This window comes from Luteibacter jiangsuensis (assembly GCF_011742555.1).
Lineage (GTDB): Bacteria > Pseudomonadota > Gammaproteobacteria > Xanthomonadales > Rhodanobacteraceae > Luteibacter > Luteibacter jiangsuensis.
Genome location: NZ_JAAQQR010000003.1, coordinates 561,387 through 582,967 on the forward strand (window position 1 = coordinate 561,387; position 21,581 = coordinate 582,967).

15 protein-coding genes and 1 tRNA gene are annotated in these 21,581 nt (G+C 63.7%); 6 read left to right on the plus strand and 10 right to left on the minus strand.

All coding sequences use genetic code 11. From position 1 onward, the window contains the following. Positions 1-89: 89 nt before the first annotated feature. Positions 90-163 (plus strand) — tRNA-Gly (locus tag HBF26_RS09415). Positions 164-300: 137 nt separating this feature from the next. On the opposite strand, the gene HBF26_RS09420 is transcribed toward HBF26_RS09415, so the two are convergent. From HBF26_RS09420 to HBF26_RS19925, 7 genes are all read right to left on the minus strand, one after another. Beyond that, complete coding sequence (locus HBF26_RS09420; protein WP_167125291.1) at positions 301-1,506, minus strand: DUF3322 domain-containing protein; 1,206 nt, start codon at positions 1,504-1,506, stop codon at positions 301-303. Then, positions 1,503-4,880: an ATP-binding protein gene (locus HBF26_RS09425; RefSeq protein ID WP_167125293.1), complete on the minus strand. Its 3,378-nt coding sequence runs from the start codon at positions 4,878-4,880 to the stop codon at positions 1,503-1,505. The genes HBF26_RS09420 and HBF26_RS09425 overlap by 4 nt, the downstream gene beginning before the upstream one ends. Beyond that, positions 4,877-5,551 carry a DUF4194 domain-containing protein gene (locus tag HBF26_RS09430; RefSeq protein ID WP_167125295.1) on the minus strand — a complete coding sequence of 225 codons (675 nt, stop codon included), beginning with the start codon at positions 5,549-5,551 and terminating at the stop codon, positions 4,877-4,879. Before HBF26_RS09430 ends, HBF26_RS09425 begins: the two co-directional genes overlap by 4 nt. A 31-nt stretch (positions 5,552-5,582) precedes the next feature. After that, the gene (locus tag HBF26_RS09435; RefSeq protein WP_167125554.1) at positions 5,583-7,052 is read right to left on the minus strand and encodes a DUF3375 family protein; all 1,470 of its coding nucleotides are present in this window, start codon (positions 7,050-7,052) and stop codon (positions 5,583-5,585) included. Positions 7,053-7,263: 211 nt separating this feature from the next. Continuing rightward, positions 7,264-7,764, minus strand: coding sequence for an ASCH domain-containing protein (locus HBF26_RS09440; RefSeq protein ID WP_338039654.1), 501 nt, complete (start codon positions 7,762-7,764; stop codon positions 7,264-7,266). Beyond that, a complete protein-coding gene (locus HBF26_RS09445; RefSeq protein WP_167125299.1) occupies positions 7,664-8,737 on the minus strand; it encodes an N-acetyltransferase in 1,074 nt (357 codons plus the stop codon). Before HBF26_RS09445 ends, HBF26_RS09440 begins: the two co-directional genes overlap by 101 nt. 407 nt (positions 8,738-9,144) lie before the next feature. Then, positions 9,145-9,495, minus strand: coding sequence for a DUF3761 domain-containing protein (locus HBF26_RS19925; RefSeq protein ID WP_343162795.1), 351 nt, complete (start codon positions 9,493-9,495; stop codon positions 9,145-9,147). 221 nt (positions 9,496-9,716) lie between these two features. Between HBF26_RS19925 and HBF26_RS09455 the strand changes: the two genes are divergently transcribed. Both HBF26_RS09455 and HBF26_RS09460 read left to right on the plus strand, forming a co-directional pair. After that, complete coding sequence (locus tag HBF26_RS09455) at positions 9,717-11,708, plus strand: M13 family metallopeptidase (protein WP_167125301.1); 1,992 nt, start codon at positions 9,717-9,719, stop codon at positions 11,706-11,708. 12 nt (positions 11,709-11,720) lie between these two features. Beyond that, entirely contained in the window at positions 11,721-12,365 is a 645-nt protein-coding gene (locus HBF26_RS09460) for a response regulator (RefSeq protein WP_167125303.1), read from the plus strand. Positions 12,366-12,369: 4 nt separating this feature from the next. Here HBF26_RS09460 and HBF26_RS09465 read toward each other — a convergent pair whose 3' ends face one another. From HBF26_RS09465 to glgX, 3 genes are all read right to left on the minus strand, one after another. Continuing rightward, positions 12,370-15,093: a sensor histidine kinase gene (locus tag HBF26_RS09465; RefSeq protein ID WP_167125305.1), complete on the minus strand. Its 2,724-nt coding sequence runs from the start codon at positions 15,091-15,093 to the stop codon at positions 12,370-12,372. Between the two features lie 51 nt (positions 15,094-15,144). Continuing rightward, positions 15,145-16,707, minus strand: a complete 1,563-nt coding sequence (locus HBF26_RS09470) for a histidine kinase famiy protein (protein ID WP_205287620.1) — start codon at positions 16,705-16,707, stop codon at positions 15,145-15,147. A gap of 231 nt (positions 16,708-16,938) precedes the next feature. After that, entirely contained in the window at positions 16,939-19,059 is a 2,121-nt protein-coding gene (glgX, locus tag HBF26_RS09475; protein WP_167125309.1) for a glycogen debranching protein GlgX, read from the minus strand. A 154-nt stretch (positions 19,060-19,213) separates the two neighbouring features. Between glgX and HBF26_RS09480 the strand changes: the two genes are divergently transcribed. The 3 genes from HBF26_RS09480 (at position 19,214) to HBF26_RS09490 (ending at position 21,505) form a co-directional block, all read left to right on the plus strand. After that, positions 19,214-19,582, plus strand: coding sequence for a BlaI/MecI/CopY family transcriptional regulator (locus tag HBF26_RS09480; RefSeq protein WP_167125311.1), 369 nt, complete (start codon positions 19,214-19,216; stop codon positions 19,580-19,582). Next, on the plus strand, positions 19,579-20,694 hold the full coding sequence (locus tag HBF26_RS09485; protein ID WP_167125313.1) for a M56 family metallopeptidase: 1,116 nt from the start codon (positions 19,579-19,581) through the stop codon (positions 20,692-20,694). Before HBF26_RS09480 ends, HBF26_RS09485 begins: the two co-directional genes overlap by 4 nt. Before the next feature lie 76 nt (positions 20,695-20,770). Then, positions 20,771-21,505 carry a redoxin domain-containing protein gene (locus tag HBF26_RS09490; protein WP_167125315.1) on the plus strand — a complete coding sequence of 245 codons (735 nt, stop codon included), beginning with the start codon at positions 20,771-20,773 and terminating at the stop codon, positions 21,503-21,505. Positions 21,506-21,581 lie beyond the last annotated feature (76 nt).

The window sequence follows — 21,581 nt, forward strand, 5'->3', positions numbered from 1 at the left end:
TCCGGGCGGCGTAAGAATCCGCCGCCATGTTCAGCCACCCGCCACCTTTGCCCAAGCTGCCGAAGTCGTATTACCATCCGAGCCCCGACGCGGGTGTAGCTCAATGGTAGAGCTGTAGCTTCCCAAGCTACTGACGAGGGTTCGATTCCCTTCACCCGCTCCACTCAGTGCCACCAGTGCGCTAAGTGCCTCTCTACAACGTCTTTTTCGGCCGGCGCCATGCGCGGCATCGACCTGCTGGACTTCGAGCCGGCATTCGTCGAATCGACCACGCCCTGACGACATCGGCAGGACATACCGCTACGGCCGAGAATCGTCCTGGACTGTTGTCGCCAACGCCGCGCATAGCCAGCGATAGCCGATGCGTTCCTGTTCCAGCCGCAGCTGTGGCCGGATTCGATCACCGCGCAAGTCGTCGTAGAGAGCGGGTTCATCATCGACCAGTCGGGACAAGGGCAACGTATGGCGTTTGTCGAGGGGCTCCTCACCCCATTGAAGTGCGTGGGCCATCAGGGTGGAGCGGTCCATGAGAAACGAAGCGGCTAGCGGGAAATACTTGCGCAGGCTGTCCAGAATGGCAAAGCCATGGGTATCGATGTCTCCCCAATAGTGCAGAGAGGCGCGATGCAGCCAGTTGGCTCGGGCGAGCGCTCCCCAACCATAGCCAGCACCGAACACGACGATGGCACCGGACACCGGCGGAAAGGCCAGGAAGTTCACCTCGTTTTCGGTGATGAAGACACGCTGCGCAGGCAGGGCGAGCGCGGCGAAGCTGTCCTCATCCAGGGTGATGTCGGTCAGGCCGGTGCAGCCGGGAAGTTGGGGCAGTTGCGGATCGAGCAAGCGCAGGCGGATGCGAACGGGCTTCTCCAGAAAGCCGTAGCGACGGGCAAACCCGGCCATCCTGGTTGCAGCAGGCTCGATGGCTTCAGTCGGCAAGGCCAGGTCCAGCCACTGAGCCAACGTACCTCGATGCGCTTCGATGAACTTGCTGTCCACGCCCGGCGCGTCGACCTGCCGAAGATAGACGCTCGGGCGCGGATGGGTTTGCACCCAGGCCACCACGGCCAGCAGGCGCGGCCAATGTTCGGCCAGTGCCAAGGTCTGCAACGGTGATCTGTGCAGCCACGGCAGCAGTGCGGATTGCGCTTCGGTAGTTTGCTGCCAGAGCGCTTGGAACCGGTGGGCATCTCCGGTCTTGCCGATCATTGCCAGCGCGTCTTCCAGCGTATCGATCCAGAGCGTGTCCGGCAGGCGCTGCCGTCCCTGCACCCGGTGCGTCCACTCGCGCCATTCAATGCGCACGCGTGGCATGGCGCTGATGTCGCGCACCCAGCCGCGCACGGCATCGAAAAGGTTGCTGAGATCGGCGGCGGACGGCGACTTCAGCGACAGCCGCAACGGCCAGCCCAGCGTGCCGTCGCCGACCACGGCACGCAGCAACTCGCCGCGCTGCCACAGCCGTTCGATCTGCGCGCGAAGGTCGGCGGGCTGGCTCCATGTCATACAGCGCCTCCCGTGGTGGCGGCCTTCTGTGCCCGGTATTCCTCGATACTCAGGCTGCGCAGCCGCGACTCACGGCCGCCTTCGTTGTGCACGAAGCCGACGCTGGACACGTAGGGCTCGATGATGTGGATCTTCTGCAGCGGCGTAATGATCAGCAGTTGCAGGTTGAGCTGGCGGAACAGTTCCAGCCCATACTGGGCCGATTCATCCGAGCCGCGCCCGAAGGCTTCGTCGATCACGACAAAACGGAACGAGCGCGAGCGCACCGCCCCCCATTCCAGGCCGAACTGGTAGGCCAGGCTGGCGGCCAGCACGGTATAGGCCAGCTTCTCCTTCTGCCCGCCGGATTTGCCGCCGGAGTCGGAGTAGTGTTCGTGCTCGGCATCGTCCTCGCGCCAGCGCTCGCTGGCGGAAAACAGGAAGCAGTTGCGCACGTCGGTCACCTTCTGCATCCAGCGCCGGTCGATCTCGGCCAGTCCCTCGCGCCCCCGGAAGCGGTCGATGATGGCTTTGACCTGCAGAAACTTGGTCTCGGAATACTGTTCGTCTTCCGAGCCGCTCAGCGCGTCTTCGGTGCAGGCACGCAGATCCTGCAGGAAGTCGCGGATCTCCGCATCGGGGCTGGGTTGCGCCAGCAACCGGATGTAGCGTCCGGGGTTGTAGTCGATCACCTGCAAGGATTGGTTGATGACATCGACCCGCTCCTTGATCGTTTCACGCTCGCGCGCGAGCTGGGCGTTAAAATTGGCGATCTCGTTGATGGTATTGACGTTGAGCAGTTCCTTGAAACGCGCTTCGAAGCGCGGCAGGTCGTCGTGCTGCAAATCCTTCATCAAGCGCTCGAACTCGGGCAGCGCGGCCAGGCTGATGTCGATCTCGGCGGTCTCTGCCTTGAAGGCCTCCTTAAAACCGCGCATGGCGTTGATGATGCGTTCGGTCAGGCGTGAGAGACGCTTGTCTTCGGCATCGATGCGCGCCTGCAAGCCATTGCGCACGTCCTGTTCGCGGTTGTCGCAGGATTCCACCGTGAGCTGGTGGTCGCCCAGGACCTCGGCGCGCCAGCCCTCAAGAGATTGCAGCAACATGTCGTCGAGTGCGGCTTGCGTCTGGATTTCGAGAGCCTGCGCATGCTGTGTCTGGGCAGTTTCGTGTTTGCTGCGGATTTCTCCGCGTTTGCCTTGTGCCTCGCCAAGATCGCCTTCGATCTCCTTCAGGCGCTCAACGACCTGCGCCAGTTGGCTTTCCAGTTCCCGCAGGGTATCGGAGGCCGCCTTGAGGCGGTCGCGTTCCTCGGTCAGCCGGGCAATCTCGCGTGCCGGTGCCTGCCAGTCGATCTCGCTGTAGCGGGTGAAGACTTCGAGCTTGGCCAAGGCCTCCAGTTGCGCCTGGCATTGCCCGCGCAATCGCTGTGTGTTGGCAATGCGCAGACCGATGTCGCCCAGTTGCTGTTCCAGGCCTTCACGTTCGTCACGCAAGGTCCGCAGCTTGTCGGCGTTGCTCCAGCCCAGCACGTAGCGACTGCGGTCGTCGATGCGGCGGCGGTCGTCCTTTTCGTGGCGTCCGCTCGGGTCCTTGATCTGTCCGGCGCGGGTGATGGCTCGGGTCTCGCGGCGGAACTGCTCGGTATTGTCGCAACAGGCCAGGTCGAAGCGGTGGTGCAGTTCTCGTTCAAGCCAGTCGTAGTACGGCGTGTCGGGCTTGATGAGCAGCTTGCGCACCAGCGATTGGGGGTGCGGGCTGATGGCCTGAGTAGGCTTGCGCGCACGCACGTGGAAGTACACCAGCCGCGTGCCCAGGTGCTGGCGTTCCACCCAATCGGCCACGTCCTTGTAGTGCGCATCCGGCACCAGCAGGGACAGGCCGAAGCCATGCAGCAGGCGTTCGGCCGCGCCCTCCCAGTCGCGTTCGTCCTCGCGCACCTGGATCAGTTCACCGGCAAAGGGCAGGTCTTCCTCGGCGATGGACAAGGCGGCGCACAATGCGTCGCGGATGCGTACCTGGGCCGCATCGATATTGCTTTTTCGACGCGCAAGGCTGTCGATCTCGTCGCTGAGCGCTTTGTGTTCTTCCTGACTCCGCCGCAGCGCATATCCGTCTTCATTGATCTGCGTATCGTGGACCGCAATGCTTGTGCGCAGCGCTTCGGCGTGTTCTCCGATGGTGGATCTTTGTGTCATGAAAGCAGCTTCGTCTCCCGGCGCTGCTTCTCCAATGCGCGTCAATAGCGTGGTGTAGGCGTCCGCTTTCTCCTGCCGTTGCTGTTTCTCTGCCTCCTGCTGCTGAATGGCGGCAGCGAGTTGTTGCAGCCGGTCGCCGCCGTTCTCGCGCAGTGCGCCTTCGAGCTTCCCCTGCTCGATTCGGGCGTTGTCTCGTTGCTCTCCCAGTTGCTTGATGCGGGCATCCCAGCGCGTCGCATCCTGAGTCAACAATTCCAGGCGCCTCTCCAGCAGTGCTGCCTTCAAGCCGGCGAAGTACGGGCGTAATGCATCGCGTCCTTCGCGCAGCGCCTGGATCTCGGCGGCGATTTGCCCGTGGCGAAGGCCATCCTCCACCAGCGGAGTCAACAACTCGATCTGGCGCTTGGCCTTGAGTACCGACTGGTGGGCGCGGTCGAGGTCATCGAAATGGCCGAGCAGTGCCTCGATGCGCCCCCCCACGTCGAACGGTTCGAGCATATGGCTGCGCACGAAGTCGGTCAGATTGCCAACCGATTTCATGGAAACCGTCTGATGGAACAGCTCCAGCGCCTGCTCGTGCTCGATGCCGAAGCGGCGGCGGAACCAGGCGCCGTAGGGCGGGAAGCTGTCATTCAGTTCGCAGCCCATCGCGCGCAGCTTCTTGCGCAGGCCGTTGATGTCGCTGCCGAATCCGGAAAAGTGCTCGGTGATGGACAGTTCCCGCTCTACAGTCACGAACAAGCGCGCGGGCTGGCCCTGTGGTTCGCGAAACCAGAAGACTTGCGCCAACGTGACCGCCTGGCCGTAGCCTTCGTTACGAAAGACACCCAGGATCACGCTGTAGCTAGTGGTGTCGCGTAACGCCACCGGGCGGGCGCTGCCGGTGGTTTCGTTGCGCTCGCTCTTGTAATGGCCCAGCACGTAGGACCGCAGTGATCGCTCACGCGTCTCGGCGCCTGCGGCCTTGTTGTAGGCGATGCGTTGCGCTGGCACCAGCAGCGTGGTGACGGCATCGACCAGGGTGGATTTGCCCGAACCGATGTCGCCAGTGAGCAGGCCGTTACGCCCATCGAGTTCATATCGCCAGACGCGCCGGTCGAATGTGCCCCAGTTCAGAACTTCCAGCCGCTGCAGGCGAAAGCCGACGCGGCTGTCGTCGGCCACGAAATCGAGCTCCTGTGGCGAAAAATCGTTCATCGGCCAGCTTCCTTGTCGTGATCGGCACCTGACAATGCGGTGCGATAGCCCTCCAGGCGCGCATCGAAGTCGGCCAGCCACTGTGCCTCGACGAACGCCTTGAGGATGCGCCGCACCTCGTAGCGAGGTGCCTGCTGAGCTGCGCCGGCAACGGGCTTGAGCTTGCGCAGATAGCCCAGTTCCACCACCTTGGTGATGGTCGAATCCACTTGGTCGACGAGGCGCGCCTCGTTGGTGCCTTCCGGCAGAAACACGCGCATCAGTTCGGCGATCTCCTCGCGCGACAGCACCAGCCGGGTATCGCCGCCGCCGGCGTCGGCTTCAGCCAGGCGCTTGCGCAGCAAGGCCAGCATCAGGCTGACCGGGTAGGACAGCGGCCGTCGCGCGATCAGGCGCGGCGGACGGGGTGTGGCGTCCACATCCTCCGGCTGCGGCTGGCTTTTGAAGAAGGCGTACCCCTCGGCTTCGTCCAGTACCAGATCCAGCAACAACACCGCCGCCTGCTCCCGCACCCGCGCTTGCAGGCTCAACAGGCTGGCCCATAGGCGCTCGTCGTCCTGACGGTACAACACGCCTTTGAGCAAATGCACCATCAGTTGCGAGAGTTCCGCTACAACGGGCGGGCGCGACTCGGTGCCGCCTTCTGGATCATCCTGGTGCATATCGTTCATGGGGCTCCGCTCTATCCGTCGCAGCTTGCGTTCAACGCGTAAAAATCACGCGGGGCATTCGCACCCGCCGTCGTACCGTTGAGCCAGGCGCGTCCTGCACGGCCCATTCGATGATCTCCTGCACATCGTCATCCACCGTGGCTCTGAGGCCATCCAGCGCGCGGCTGCCCGCGTGTGCCAGTTCCAGCCAGGTGACCAGTTCGGGCAATCCCTGTTGCAGCGGTTGCGTCTCTAGCAGCGCGCGCAAGCTGATCTGCGACTGCTGGCGCAATGCCTGCCGCAGGGCCTCACGCAGGCGAGTCTTGTCCACGACGTGCTGGTCGAACAGGCGTGTGGTGTCGATGTCGTCGTCCTCGCCGGATTCAAGTATCAGTTCCGCCAGGCGTGGCTTGGCATGGAGCGCAAAAAGGGGGCGTTCCTGCGGCAAGGCGATGTCCGCGCCCATCTCGTCGAGGAGCATCACTTCGCCGGCCGGTGGCATGTCGCGCAATGCAAGCGCCTTGGTCTCAATGCTGCGCAACAGTTCGAGGATGCGACGGTTTTCCTGGAAGGCCCGGTCATCCAGGAAGCGGCGCAGTTGTTGCGACAACTGCGCCACCATGCGTTGGGTATGTTCGCCCGCTTCCAGCCAATCGTGGTGCACCCGGCGGGTGCGCGGCTCCGGCTTGAGCGCAGCCACGGCGGGCAGATCGAGGATCTGGTCGAGCCGTGCGGACAGTTCTTCCTGGCGACGGCTGGACATCAGGAAATCCCAGAATGCACGGAAGCTGCGCCCCTGGTCGGAATCCCCGATGGCGTCGCGCTCGCCCATGACTTCGTCGAGTAAAGCCCCCTTGCTGCCGTCCCACAACGCGATCTTCTCGCGGACGCTGCGGTCGAGTTGGCGGAAGTTGTGTTCTACCTGGCGGAAATCGCTCAGCAGTTCGCGCGCCAACTGCTGGAATTGCAGGAAGCGATCTTTGATGGCCGTGTCATCCATGAGCGGCACATCGCCGGACAGGACGCGGCCGATTTCGGCATCGACCTCGTTGCGCTTTCGACGCAGCTCCTCCAGGCGCCTGGCCGGATCGGCCTCGCTTCCAGTGCTGATCTGCTCCAGCAGCGCGAACATGGTCAGCAGGCGCGATTCCGTACCGACGAAAGGCCGTTCGGTCAGCGACACCAGCCAGGCGATGGCCTTTTCCGTGGCAGGGGTGAGATCGAACTGGGCCTCGTCGGTGCCGGGCTTGTAGAACTTGCGCAGCCAGCCCTTGTCCGGCGCGCACCAGTCATTCAGGTATTCGGTTGCGGTTTTCGGATACACCTCGACACCGAGCTGTTCGCGCAGCGCAAACAGCTCGTCTTCCAGCATTTCGGCCAGATCCGCTTCGCTCGTCAGCCGCACGTTCGGTGCAACGAACACCCGGTATAGGAAGCTTGCTACCAATGGCGCATGTGGCGAGGCCAGCAATCGCCATGCAGGATGCCGCTCGCGGTATGTTGTCAGAGTGAGGTGGTCGATTGCCATGATGGGCCGCCTATTCGGACCGTTCGAAGAAAACGAGGTACCGACCCGAACGCGCGGACCACCTCGTCCAGCAAGCTGGAATCAAGGCGGTCAGGACACTCATGCGAACCGGATCAAGGTTTTGAGAGCCTTGATTGCAGTCGTGCGCGGCTGAGGCGCCACGGGCGCCGCCCGTCAGCATCCAGCAAATCGATGTTTCGACCGGCTATTCGAGAAGATTGTTCCCTCCGCAGATTGCCTGCCAGTTAGCGGAAACCAATGGATCGACGTATCTAAATGATTGGGGGGCGACCATTCCTCGCTCTACCTCATCAAGGCCTCTAGGCGACTCAAACCGCCGGGGATTTCTCACTTCAATGGCGACAGCACGCTCTCTTCCATTGAAGTACGACCGAAAGAACTCTCTCGATATCCCGGCATGGGCCTTGGTCGACTCCCAAACCTTCGTGGGGCGGCCGTCGATGACCCCTCCAATTTCGAAGTCACCGATGACCTTGCCAACAGGCATTGTCGCGTAGATGAGTACTCGGGTCACAGCAGGGTTCTTGAAGATACTCTTGCGGAATTCGAAGCGCTTCTCGCCCGATAGAATCTTGTCCGCGTGCTCAGGGTGTATTGACAATAAGACTTGCACTGACGCCTCCCAGACCGAGCACCTGCTTGAGTTGAGCTTCACGAAGTGGCACCGACGACCATCTTTCCGCACGGTTCAAACCGACAGTATCGGCGAGAACCTTCCGAATGATACGTTTTGGAAGCGCGATGTTGTAGCTAAACCGTATGACCCGAGTGTACTTCCTGTGCGCGTAGAGGTCGGTGAGCTCCGATCTATCGAAAACGCTGTATGGAAGCGCGTAAGATAAGAAATCTTCCAAAGTCTTGAACGAGTTTAGCCATCGAAATTCTTCGAAGACGCAAAGACTGGTCGCCACCGCGCTGTACTCAGCGGACTTGCCGGCTTCGGCTGTACGGTAAATCAGGATGGTGTCCCCCGGTAGGAGGTCTTCGAGTCCGGGGATGGACGACAGGTAGACCTTGTGAATGCTGTTCGTGGCTGATGTGTCGGTAACAAGCGACGTATCTTCTGTTTTGAGAATTGAATCCGGAAATAGCTTGCTGTGGTACTGAGGGTATATGGAAAGGAGGATGTGCTTTGTCCTTGGCGTAACCCGTACGAGCGGAAATGAAGTGGTCGCGGTTGCGCCTAGGGACACCATGCTCCGCGACATGACGTCCTCGGGCAGCCCACCCACCATCTTTTCTGCGACTTTGACAAAGCCGTACCGGGCGAGGAGTGAGACCAGTCCCTTGTGCTTTGGGAACACCGTTACATAAACTTCAACGACATTGCAGGTCACGGCGATATCAAAAATCTTCTTAATAAATCGTTCGCCTAGTTTTGTGCCGTGTGCGTTGACCTTAAATGTACCGATTTTCAGTCGATGCAGAGCAGGCATTATCGGAGATACATCTCCGAGCTGCTCACTCTCTTGCTTCGTGTAGAGAAATCCCTGCAGTTTCCCGTAGTCGTCGAGGAAGACGAACGCCCGCTCGTTCTTCTTCTTTTCGAACCATTTGTCAAAGCCGGGATAATCAGCTTTCAATGAATCGAAAAACGGGTCTGAAAGGTCAATTTCCGTAAATCGCTTCAGGGACAAAACGCCATCTGTTCCAGTCACCACGCTCTCCTTGATTCCCTATGAGTGACAGGGCGCCCCGAGGGCGCCGTGCAGGCCAAGCATACCCCGGACTGGGGTAGCATGAGGCGGTTTGCAGGTCGGCCGGTAGGTGCCGTGACGCGCTAGCGTACGCGAAATGACGCTATAGCTATCGCACCGCCTAGTCACGTGTCCGGGCTCAAAGTCGATCCATGCCAGGGAGGATGGAGGATCGAAGAGAGCGTTCCCTTCCCCTGCTCAGGGCTTTTCATACATCGGATGTGCAAGGGCATCTCGGTTGTCTTTCGGCCCATCGTTAGAATCAAGTGTTCGCATCATCCGTTCGATGTTTTCGATAATGTCAATTTCCGCTGGTCGACAGATCGCCTCGGTCCGAAGCATAGAGCACCGACGCTTTTGGTACGCACTCAAAGCCGTCGCGCGACCCCACCATGGTGCGAGCAGGTCCCTCGCCGGCTCGCGCTGAAGCTGAAGCTGCCGTCTCGGCACTTTGCTGATGCTCCTGCGGGGGCCTGCCCCGTATCGGTGTGTGCGGGACGATGGACGATCTGCCCCTGCCGGTTAACGTAGCTACCTTGTTCAAGCAATTGAGGTGAGCTGATGGTGGGCGTATCCGAACGCTGGGCAGGCAGTTCTCGCGCTTTAACGTTGGAGCCAGATATCTGCGGCAGCGACAACATGCAAAGTAGAAGGGCGAAGGTCACCCGAACGGCGAATGACATGAGAATCTCCGTGAGCGTTTCTCCTGACATCGGCATGGCAATGCCCTGGCTTCAGCACGATGTGAGTGCAATTTCGGCAAAGCGGCGATCAGTTTGGGTGGAGGTTCTACTCGGCGAGACCCTGGGCAACGCGATTCAACGCTACCCCCATTTCAGGGTTGGCTAGCCAAACCGGCCAAATACCATGCGGAGGGTTGCCCACGAGACCTCCCCGCATGCGCCGCTGTCGCCTACCCTGTCGCCTCCAGCGACTCGCCTTGAGTCTGCTCGCCCTCCTTTGCTTGCACGTTGTGTCCGCACAGAACGCGCCGACACACACCACCTACGGCACCTTCGGCCTCGACATGACGGCCATCGACTCCACGGTCCGGCCGGGCGACGACTTCTGGGCGTATGCGAATGGCGCCTGGGCAAAAACCGCGCACTTCGCAGGCAACCAGGAGGTCGTCGGCGTCGCGGTGGATTTCAACGCGCTGGCGGACGCCCGCGCGTTAAGCCTCATGGACCGCCCGGCATTCATGACCTCGACCGACTCCGACCAGCGCAAGGTCGCGCAGTTCTACGCCAGCTGGATGGATACGGCGACGAGGGAGCGCTCCGGCCTCGCGTCGCTCCGTCCCCTGCTGGTTCGCATCGCCCGCCTGAAAAGCCGTGCCGACCTGAGCGCGGCATTCGGCGCTGCGGAATTCGCCTCGCCTTTCGACATCGACGTGGCCCCGACGGCTGCGGATCCGAAGCGGAACGAGGTTGTGGTTTCCGCTGGAAGCCTGGGCATGGCACCCAGCTATTACCTCCAACAAGGCGCCGCTTTCGACGCGGATCGCGCAGCCTATCGGCACTACATCGAGCAGATCCTCACGCTGAGCGGCTTCACGGCACCGGCTGCCAAGGCCGACGCCATCGTGGCTCTCGAGATGCGCATGGCGAAGGCGCAAGCGCAGGGCACATCCGCGGCCGACATGGTCGTGCCTGTCCCGGCGCTGCCGAAGCAGTTCCCTCAAGTGGCATGGCGCGATCTTCTCAAGGCACGGGGGCTTGGCGATGCGCAGGAGCTTCGCTTGCAGTCGGGGGCATCGGTGCGAGCGCTTGCCGAGCTTGTGGCCAGCGTCCCCGTGGACACATGGAAGACCTATCTCGCGTTCCGCCTGGTAAGCGACCACGCCGACTATCTCCCGGCAGCGTTCGCGACAGCGCGTGAAGCCTTCTACGACCGCACCCTGTATGGCCTCACGGCGTCGCGTGATCGGGCGAGCCAGGGCGTTCGGCTGGTCGAAAAGGCCATGCCCGAGGCGGTGAGCCGGTTGTATGTGAAGCGTTACCTCGACACGGCGACGAGTCAGGCCATCCGCGAGATGTTCGACAACGTGAAGGCTTCTTATGCCGAACTGATCGACCGCGCGGCTTGGATGGACGAACCCACCCGACAAGCGGCGCGCGCCAAGCTGGCGGCATTGACGGCGTGCATCGGCGGTCCGGACTTGACCACCGACTTTTCCGACCTCGCCATCGCGAAGGACGACCTGTTAGGGAATGTCATTCGAAGCGAGCGTAAGCGCGTGGCACTGCTGGCGGCATCGTTGGCATCGCCACCCGACGCCTGCGCCCGCTATGGGTTCGCCCAGGGTGGTAACGACTTCTACGTGCGCGAAGAAAACCGGGTGCTCATTCCCTCCGGCAGCATGATTCCGCCGTTCTTCGATCCTGCGGCCGATCCGGCGGTGAACTACGGCGCGATCGGCGTCACGATCGGCCACGAGATAGGGCATGGCTTCGATGTGGACGGCGCCGCATTCGATGGGCATGGGAGGCGAGTGAACTGGTGGTCCGACGCATCGCGCAAAGCGTTTGCCGGAATGGCGGCCAGAGTGGCTGCCGACTACGCGACCATGGAAGTGCTGCCAGGTCTGCACGTGGATGGCGAAAAGACACTCGGTGAAGACATGGCCGACCTCACCGGCACCCAGGCAGCGTTCATGGCGTATCGAAAATACCAGCAGCGCCACGGCAAGGCGCCCGTGCTGAACGGTACGACAGGCGAACAGCGCTTCTTCCTGGCGCTGGCGCAGATGCGGCGAACGAATGTGCGCGAGGAAACCCTCCGGTTTCTGGTAGCCTCCGACACGCACACTCCGCCCCGGCAGCGCGTGAACGGTGTCGTTCGACATATCGATGCCTGGTACGACGCATTTTCCGTACGGCCCGGCGACGCGCTCTATGTGGCACCAGCCGACCGTATCCATCTCTGGTGATTCTCGCAGCCCATGGCCACCGCCACCTCCGATGTGCCTCCGCCGATTCGGGTGCTCGTCGTGGACGATCACCCGATGATGCGCCAGGGCCTGCACTCGCTCATCGGCCATGAGGCAGACATGCTTCTGGTGGGCGAGGCGAGCCGTGGAGACGAGGCCGTCGAAGCGTTCCGGCGCCTGCAGCCGGACGTGGTCCTGATGGACTTGCAGATGCAGGGTGGCGACGGACTGGGTGCCATCCGCTCGATCCGCGAGGTGTCGCCGGAGGCGAACATCGTGGTGCTCACCAGCTATGCGGGCGATGCGCGCATCGCGCGTGCCCTGGCCATGGGGGCCAGGGCCTACCTGCTGAAAGCATCCGGTGCGCAGGAAATACTCCGCGCCATTCGTGCGGCCGTGCGGGGGCGGCGGACCGTGTCTCCGGCAGCGGCGCGCCAACTAGCTGACCATGTGGGCACGGAAACACTCACGTCGCGGGAAGTCGCGGTGCTTCGCCTGGCTGCGCAGGGCCAGGGCAATCGCGCCATCGCGGCGTCGCTGCTCGTTTCCGAGGAAACGGTGAAGTCCCGAATGCGCAGTATCTTTACCAAGCTTGGCGCCGATGACCGTACCCATGCCGTTACCCTGGCGCGCGAACGGGGTTTCCTCGATTCCTAGGCGCTTACAGGTACGCGGTGCGGCGCGGAATCCTCACATGGATCTCCGTGCCTTCTCCCTGCGCCGTTTCGATCCGGATACTCCCGCGCAGGAAGGCCAAACGCTCGCGAATGCCCCGTAATCCGAAATGTCCCGTGGTCGATGCGCGTTCCACCGCGTCCGGATCGAACCCCAGGCCGTCGTCCGTCACCACGAGCCAAAGCTGCTTCGTTTCGTATGACACCGTGACATCGACCCGTGACCCTCGCGCGTGGCGAAACGCATTGGTCATCGCTTCCGTGGCAATGACAAGCAATGAGGCAGCCGTGCTCTCGCGCAGCGGCACGGGCTTGCCTTCGAGCGTGAGGGTGAAGGCGGGCCCATGCAAAGAAGCGAGGCGTTGTCCTTCGGCAAGCAAGGCGTCGTAAAGTCCTACGCCGGCATCGGGTGCACCGCGCAGTGTCTGGATGCGGTCGCGCCCTGCCACGATCACCTGTCTCGCCTCTTCGGCAACCTGGGCGATTTCGCGCCGCTCTTCGGTTGGAAGCGTGGGGCGGCGGGCCAACGCCTGCATGGTCAACATGGCGCCCTGAAAGCGCTGCAGCAGCGTGTCGTGTATGTCCCGTGCCAACGCGTCGCGTTCTTCCGAGCGCACGCGTAAACGCAGTGCCACGGCACGCATGCGCAACCACAGCACCAATACGAACAAGCCCGCCAACGCGCTCACCCACAAGACGGTAAAGCCCGCCGTCTCGCGAAACGCGGCCGTTCGGTGGATAGCGAGGACGGCCGGTTTGGCCGAGACCTCCGTGCCGAGCACCGCCCTCACTTCGAAAGTCGAACGTCCTGCGGGAAACTGGGGGAATGACACCTGCCGGCTTTCACCGGCATCCGTCCACGAGGGTGCTGAAGGAAGCAGCCGGTACTGGAAGCGAACCCGATCCGGGCGCGATAGTTCCGGTACGGTGAAGCGAATGGCCAGGTCTTTCTCGTCCGGCCCCAGGCCGAGCCCTGCGCCGTCCATCGACCGGTGACGGCCGCCGACGTCGACGCCCTCGATGCGAGGCGTCGCAGGTGCGCGAGGCTCGGGGTAGTGCGCCGGATCGATCCACGACAGGCCGGCCACGGTCTTGGCCCAGATCCGCCCGTCCGCGCTCATGCGAAGGCTTGGCAGGCCACGGTCGGGATCGGCACCGCCGGGGATGCCGTCCACGGAGTCGAAGCGGTCGAACTGGATGTGCGTGTTCGGATCTTCCAGGTTCATGCGGCTCGCGGGCATGCGCGAGCGGAAAACCAGCGCCGAGGTTTCCACCCAAAGGAAACCATCACGGTCGAGCGCGAGCCCGGTAACCCAGTTCAATAGATCGGGTGGCTCGGTACGAACGGTTCGGAAGCATGTGCCATCGAAAAACTGCACGCCCCGATCCCCGCCCACCCAAGCTCCCCCGCGGTCGGCGACGACCGCCTTGATGGGGCCGGTTGTCAGTCCCTGCGCTTCCCCTTCGATGGCGAGCTTGCCTTCGGTGATCCACGCGAGCAGGGGTCTTCCGGCAAGCCCCAGCCATAGGGCACCGCCGGAGCCTGCCGCGCCTGTCACGGGAAGGGCGGGCAAGGCAGGCAACGGCATCCACTGCGCGCCATTCCAGACGGAAGCGATTGATGTTCCACGACCCATGTCGGACGCCTTGGCCGCGACGATTTGCCCCGCGCCGGAAATCGCGACGAACGACACGTCGCGTGTGTTCCCGCCATACGGAAGCGGCGCCGCCAGCGATGGTTCGCCGTCGCCGAGGCGCCATACGCCCTGTTCGTTCGCCGCCCAGGCGATGTCGCGTTTCAGATCCAGCGCCATCGAGAACACCAGGGATGGCGGCCCATGGGGCGTTCGGGTGCCATCGGCGTCGATGCGCAGCAGGGGCATGTTGTCGCTGCCCACCCAGGTCGTTCCGCGCGCGGTGGTAGCTGCCTCTACCTGGTGCAAGCCTTCCGGCAGCGGCACGGGCACAAACGGAGTGCGCCGAAAGAGATCCAGGCCCCCTTCGGTCCCGACCCAGATATTCCCGGCGGTGTCCTCGAGCAGAGGCTGCGGGAACGCGCCGGTGAGGCCATTCGCCCGGGTGAACGTTTCCACGACCGGTACATGCCCGTCCCGCTCGGCGACATCGAGCGCTTCCCTCGATGCGTGCAGCACACCTGTCGTGCGGGTGATCCAGAGCGCCCCGCTGCGCGAGACGAGCAAGCCGTTGACCTGCGTGTCGAATATCGGTTTGGCGATCGGTGCCAGCCTCGTTCCCTGACGCCGGAACATGTGGACGCCATCATCGGTGCGGGTGAAGAGGCGGTCGCCGCGGCCAAGGGCCACCTCGCGAATGCCTTCATGTGCCACGGCGATCGAAGCGGCGGCGTCCTGCCCACGCGGCTTGACCCACAGATCGCCGTTGGCGACCCACCACGTATTGCCGTCCGCATCGGTGGCCGGACGCGGTTCGAGGATGCCGGGCACGGTCTGGAACGTACGAAAGGCCTTGCCATCGAACCGGGCTCTTCCCCGTCCGGCGCGCATCCAGAGGAACCCGTGGTCGTCCAGGGCCAGGCGGGAAATGTCCCCAGGGGCGCCGCCGAGCCTTGTGAACGACACGTGTTGGAACTGCGTCAGCGATTCGGCGGGTTGTTCGGCGGCGTACGCGGCCGCCCCCACTCCACCGGCGACGAAGAAGATGAGAGTGAGGAAGGGGGCCCTGAATCGCATGCCCCCTATTGTCCGTTACATCGGCGGCTGGGGCACCGTCCGGTAGACGGCTCAACTCACCCCCGTCGGCCCCTCCAACACCAACCGAACCTTCCGCGCCAGATCCGCCCGCGCATACGGCTTGTGGATCATCTCGAACTCCCGACCGCCCGCGTCCTCGCGCTCGATGGACGAGTTGGCATAGCCCGTGGTCAGCAGGATGCGCACGCGTGGCAGGCGCTCGCGCACCTGACGGGCGAGCATCACCCCGTTCATGCTGCCGGGCATGATCAGGTCGGTGAACAGCATGTCGAAGGTTTCGCCGTCGTCGAGCCGCTTCAGCGCTTCCGAGGCATTGTGCGAGACGGACACGTCGTAACCGTAGTCTTCGAGAATGTCGCGCGCGAGATCGGCCACGTCCTCGCGGTCTTCCACGACCAGGATGCGTGCGTGGCCACGTTGCTCGGCGGCCGCTTGGTGCTGCTTTTCGATGGGGTGCGTGATGTCCTGGCCCACGGCGGGGAAGAACAGTCGCACTGTCGTGCCCACGTTCTCCTCGGAATAGATGTGCACGCTGCCGCCGGACTGGCGGGCGAATCCATACACCATGGAAAGGCCCAGGCCCGTACCGCGACCTTCTTCCTTGGTGGTGAAGAACGGTTCCATCACGCGCTTGATGATTTCCGGGGGCATGCCGGTGCCCGTGTCGGTGATGGCGATCTCGACATATTCGCCCGCCTGCAAATCGCTGAAGAGCCGCGAATCGCCCGCCGCGATGTGCACCTTGCGGGTGCCGATGGTGATGCGCTGGCTCTCCCGGCCGGCCATGGCGTCGCGCGCGTTGATGAGCACGTTGAGGAGCGCCACCTCGCCCTGGGTCGGATCGATGCGACACAGTGGAAGGTCGTCGTCGAACTCCAGGCGGATATCCGCGGCCTCGCCGAGCACGCGCACCATCATGTCGTGCATGCCGGAGATCAGCGCATTCGCGTTCACCGTGCGGCCGTCCAGGCGCTGCTTGCGCGCGAATGCCAGCAACTGCTGCGTCAAGGTGGCGGCACGGTGCACCGCGCGCTGCGACGACTCCACATACCGGGCGACCCGCGCAGGATCGGCATCCGGCTTTTCGTTGGTCATCGCGATACCTTCGAGGTAGCCGGTGATGACCTGGAGCAGGTTGTTGAAGTCGTGCGCGATGCCGCCGGTCAATTGCCCGAGGGCTTCCATCTTCTGCGCTTGCCGGAGCGCGTCTTCGGCATCGCGGCGCCGGCTCACATCGAGCTGGGACGCGAAGAAATAGATCAACTTGCCGTCGCGGTCGTAAATCGGCGAGATGAACAATGCATTCCAGAACGTCGAGCCGTCCTTCTTGTAGTTAAGGATCTCGGTCGCGATTTCCCGGCTCCCTGCGATTGCCTTCCGAATCTCCGCGATCGTGTCAGGGTCGGTGTCCTTGCCTTGCAGGAACCGGCAGTTCTCCCCCATCAGTTCGTCCGCCTCGTAGCCCGTCATGCGAATGAAGGCTTCGTTGGCGAAGACGATGGGGTTGTCTGGCAAGTTGGGGTTGGTGACGATCATCGGCATGCGCGTGGTCTGCACGGCAGCAAAGAAGATGTCGTGTTCGGGATGATCCATCCCGGTGTAGCCCACCTCGACGCGCTTGCCCTGGGGCTTTGGCGTCAGCCATGTCGGTTCGTCGCTCATTGGTGTCCAGAGTTGTGGCGGCAACGGGGCGGTGGGTAGCCACCGCCTTGCGTATCGTCGCCCGGAGTCTGCAAAACGGCATCTTAGCGGCGGGTGACTCCCCGGATCCGCTCTTCACGCAGACATCATGGCGATGGTGGTCTCGCGCATGACCCGGCCGGTTCAGTTCCGGCCGCAGGCCAGCACCACCATGGCACGCGGCGGGCATATGAACGTCTGGCCGCCGGGGGCATTCAGCCCGGGCGCCAATTCGGTGGCTGTCGAGAGGGCCACCGTCCACTCGGGGCACTCGCTGCGCTCGGGCAGCTTGAACTCGACACCTTCGGCCCAGGCGTTCACCAGCAGGAGCAGGGTCGCGTCCGTACCGGGCCGGTGCACACCCGTTTGCTGCGCGCGTCCGTCCATGAGGGCGGCGATCGAGCGTGCCCCGGCATCGGTCCACTGCGCTTCGCCGGCTTCCGAGCCGTCGGGCGCAAGCCACACGATGTCGTGTACGCCGCTGGCCTCGTCATAGCGCCCATCGAGGAAGCGGCCGCGGCGAAGCAGGGGGAAGCGCTGGCGCAAGGCCGTCAGCTCCCGCACGAAGTCCGCGAGCCGGCCCTCGGTCGGGTCGCGCTCCCAGTCGATCCAGGCAATCTCGCTGTCCTGGCCATAGGTGTTGTTGTTGCCGCCTTGCGTCTGGGCGCGTTCGTCGCCGGCCAGAAGCATCGGCGTGCCCTTGGAGAGGAAGAGCGTGGCCAGCAGGTTGCGCATCTGCCGCTCGCGCAGCGCATTGATCTCGGCGTCGTCCGTTTCGCCCTCCGCCCCGCCGTTCCACGAATGGTTGTTGTCGGAGCCGTCCCTGTTGTCCTCGCCGTTGGCCTCGTTGTGCTTCTCGTTGTAGCTCACCAGGTCGTACAGCGTGAATCCGTCGTGGGCGGTGATGAAGTTCACGCTGGCCCAGGGGCGGCGTCCACGCTTGTCGAAGAAATCGGCCGAGCCCGTGAGCCGCTTGCCGAAGTCGGCCAGGGTGCCTTCGTCGCCCTTCCAGAAGGCGCGCACATCGTCGCGGAAGCGATCGTTCCACTCCGCCCAGCCCGGCGGGAAGTGGCCCACCTGATAGCCGCCCGGACCGCAATCCCACGGCTCGGCGATCATCTTCACGGATGCCAGCACCGGGTCCTGTGCCACGGCATCCAGGATGCCGCCGCGCTGGTCGAAGCCCGAGGGTTCGCGACCCAGGATGGTCGCCAGGTCGAAGCGGAACCCGTCCACATGCATGTCGGTGACCCAATACCGAAGCGAATCCATCACCATCTGGATCACCCGCGGGTGGCTCACGTTGAGCGTGTTCCCGGTACCGGTGTCGTTGATGTAGAAGCGCGGGTCCTCGGCCAGCCGGTAGTACGACACGTTGTCGATGCCGCGCAGCGACAGGGTCGGCCCCAGCTCGCTGCCCTCGGCCGTGTGGTTGTAGACCACGTCGAGCAGTACCTCGAGCCCCTGTCGGTGCGCCGCCTTGACCAGGTCGCGGAACTCGTCGCGGTGCCCGTTGGACAGGTAGCGGCGCTTGATCGCGAAGAAACCGATGGTGTTGTAGCCCCAGTAGTTCCGTCGATTCGCCTCGAGCAGATGCCGGTCGTCGAGATAGGCGTGCATGGGCAGCAGCTCCACGGCCGATACGCCCAGCGAACGAATGCCTTCCAGCACGGCAGGCGTGGCCAGGCCCGCGCAGGTGCCTCGCACGTCCTCGGCCACGGCCGGATGCCGCATGGTGTAGCCGCGAACGTGGGTTTCCATGATGACCGTCTCGTCCCATGGGGTCATCGGCCGCTGATCGTCACCCCAGTCGTAATTGTCTTCCACGACAACGGCCTTGGGCACGAACGGCGCGCTGTCGCGCTCGTCGAAGCTCAGGTCGGCGTCGGGGTGACCCACGGTGTAGCCATACAGCTCGTCGCACCACACCAGGTCGCCGGAAAGCTCGCGGGCATACGGGTCGATCAGGAGCTTGTTGGCGTTGAAGCGGTGCCCTTGCGTGGGTTCATAGGGCCCATGCACGCGGTACCCATAAAGCTGGCCGGGTTTGACGTCCGGCAGATAGCCGTGCCACACCTCGTCGGTGTATTCGGGCAGGTCGATGCGGGTCTCGTTGCCGTCGGCGTCGAAGAGGCACAGTTCCACCCGGGTGGCATTGGCGGAGAACAGCGCGAAATTGGTGCCGGAACCGTCGAAGGTGGCGCCGCGCGGGAACGGACGACCCTCCGCGACGACGATGGCGGAGGCAGGGGGATTCTGAGTCATGGACGAGGCGCCGACGGAAGGTGGCCAAGCATCCGGGGCCGACAGTCGAGAGGGCGTTGAGGACGGGCGATGCCCGCGTGCAGGGCGTTGGACCCGCCATGTGCGCTACACTTGTAGTGGCCTGCCATTTTCCCCTCCCGATTGCGGACTACCCATGCTCCTCCCAGACACCGAGTTGGAAGTCATGAAAGCCCTCTGGGAAAAGCACCCGCAAAGCGCGCGTGAATTACACGATGCGCTTGCCGCTCGCACCGGTTGGGCCCTGTCCACCACGCGCACGGTGCTCGATCGCATGCGCGCCAAGGAACTGGTCTCGCGCACCGAAGTGCACGGGCTCGCCGTGTTCTCGCCGGCCAGGAGCAAGGTCGACGTGCTCGGGACCTCGCTGGCCCATCTGTTCCGGGACGTTCTCGAAGTGCCGGGCAGCGTTCCGGTGTCCGCTCTGACCGGAAGCACGCTGCTCAACGACGACGAACTGGCGGAACTGGATCGCATGCTCAACGGCCGCAAGCGGCGCTCATGAATGCGCTGACGGTTCTCACGGGGTGCGTGTGCGGCGTGCTAGTGGGCACCGGCATGGCGGCTGCGCTGGCGCGCGTGCAGAACGGCCTCTCGGCACGAGTGCGTCACGCATGCGCGTCCGCGGCGTTCTGGCTCACGGCGACGCTTCCACTCCCGCTCGTCTGTTTCGGCGATGCCTTCGTCACGCCGAACGCGCAGGCCGTCTGGGGCAGGGCGGCGGCCGTCTTCTCCGATGCGTTGCCTGCCCAACCGTGGCTGGCAACGCTGGCACGCGGTCTGCTTTACGCGGGCATGGCCGTGGCCGCTGCGGGTATGTGTCGTCTCGCACGCCAGGTATGGCGAACGGCCGGCTTGCGCAGGGCCCTTCGTCCGAACGAAGCCACCCGGCCTGCCGTCGCGACGGCGAGCGTGCCTGGTCCCATGCTGATCGGATACCGCCGTCCCGTCGTCGTGATGCCTGAAACGATGCAGGGCTGCGCACCCGGTGTGGTGCAGGCGCTTGTTCGGCACGAGCAGGCGCACGCTGTCCGGTGGGACAACTGGCGGCTTCTGACGGAGAACGCTGCGATGTCGCTGCTGCCATGGTGCGTGCCGTTGCGCGCATTGCACCGGATGCTCGCGGCCGCGCGCGAGGAGCTGTGCGACGCGATGGCGCTGCGGAACGCCGACGAATCGACGCGAATCGGTTATGCGCAGGCACTGGTCGATGCGCTTCGACATGCCGCGACGTACCGCACTCTGGGTTCCACCATGTCGGGGCCCATGTCCGCGCTGCGTCGTCGCATGGATGCCATTCTGGAGCCGTCGTCTGCGACGGCATCGCCGCCATGGCGACAGCGCGGCATCGCCGGCATGGCCCTGTCGACGGGCACGCTGGCCGCCGCGCTCATGTGGTGCGTCGGCGGTGGCCTGGAGACCGTGGCCGGCCTGCACGGCATGACGATGCGCTTCGCGGCCCTGGATGGCACGGGCGGCGTTTATCGCGTGACCACCCTCGGCGGCCCGGCGGAAACGGGCATACACGCATTTGCCCCGGGGCCGTACCAGGTTCGCTTCGCCCGGACGTCTTCCGGCGAATGGGTGGTCAGGACGAGCCCGGTCGGCCAGCCCTGAGCGCCCCAGCGGAGGATTGTGCTTGCCATGCTACAGGTGTAGCGTATGGGCTACATAAGTAGCCCATAGGTGGATCGTGCTCTCAATTTTCCTCGCCGGCCTGTGGCTCGGTTCCAGCGCAACGACCGTTCCGGCAGCTGCCTCGACCACGGAGTCCGCGCCGCCTTCCCTGCTCGAGCAGCTCGCCATTCCAAGTGACTACCGCGTGTCGTTCGAAGACCAGACGGGTCGTCCGCTCTCGTACGCGCAGTTCAAGGCGGCGATGGCCACCCGGCCGTTCGGTGTCGAGAAGGACCGGATGACGCACAAGGCGATCTTGAAGCTCGAAAGCGACGCCGATATCGCCAAGGCGCATGCGGAACAGACCCAACCGAAGTCCCTCGCCATTCAGGGCCATCCGTTTCCGGCTTTCAGTGCGCAAACGCTCGACGGAAAGAAGATCGACTTGGCGTCGCTGCGCGGAAAGCCGTTCGTCGCGAACTTCTTTTTCGCCCAGTGCGCGCCGTGTATTGCGGAAACGCCGGTCCTTTCCGCGTTCCACAAGGCCCATCCCGACATCGCCGTGGTTGCATTCACTTTCGACGATGCCGCCACGGCGCGCGAGTTCGCGCGAGCCCGACATTTCAACTGGCCGGTGCTGCCCGATCAGCAGTCAGTGGCGGAGCAGGCCGGCATCAAGATCTATCCGACCATGATGCTGGTCGATGGCGACGGCATCGTCGCCAAGGCGACGGTTTCCGATGCGATTCACGCGGCAGGCAAGCCGCTTTCCGTGGCCGATCTGGAGCGCTGGGTGAAGGACACCCGATAACTGCGGCGAGGGGGCATTCCCAAGGGGAATGAGCGATATACCTCCGTCTGGCTGACCGGGAGGCCCTTCGCCGCGT

Coding starts and splice junctions, on each gene's coding strand:
- HBF26_RS09470 (WP_205287620.1), bottom strand. CDS start 16,707: ATGGATCATCCCGAACACGACATCTTCTTTGCTGCCGTGCAGACCACG.
- HBF26_RS09460 (WP_167125303.1), top strand. CDS start 11,721: ATGGCCACCGCCACCTCCGATGTGCCTCCGCCGATTCGGGTGCTCGTC.
- HBF26_RS09465 (WP_167125305.1), bottom strand. CDS start 15,093: ATGCGATTCAGGGCCCCCTTCCTCACTCTCATCTTCTTCGTCGCCGGT.
- HBF26_RS09420 (WP_167125291.1), bottom strand. CDS start 1,506: ATGACATGGAGCCAGCCCGCCGACCTTCGCGCGCAGATCGAACGGCTG.
- HBF26_RS09425 (WP_167125293.1), bottom strand. CDS start 4,880: ATGAACGATTTTTCGCCACAGGAGCTCGATTTCGTGGCCGACGACAGC.
- HBF26_RS09430 (WP_167125295.1), bottom strand. CDS start 5,551: ATGAACGATATGCACCAGGATGATCCAGAAGGCGGCACCGAGTCGCGC.
- HBF26_RS09480 (WP_167125311.1), top strand. CDS start 19,214: ATGCTCCTCCCAGACACCGAGTTGGAAGTCATGAAAGCCCTCTGGGAA.
- HBF26_RS09485 (WP_167125313.1), top strand. CDS start 19,579: ATGAATGCGCTGACGGTTCTCACGGGGTGCGTGTGCGGCGTGCTAGTG.
- HBF26_RS19925 (WP_343162795.1), bottom strand. CDS start 9,495: ATGCCGATGTCAGGAGAAACGCTCACGGAGATTCTCATGTCATTCGCC.
- glgX (WP_167125309.1), bottom strand. CDS start 19,059: ATGACTCAGAATCCCCCTGCCTCCGCCATCGTCGTCGCGGAGGGTCGT.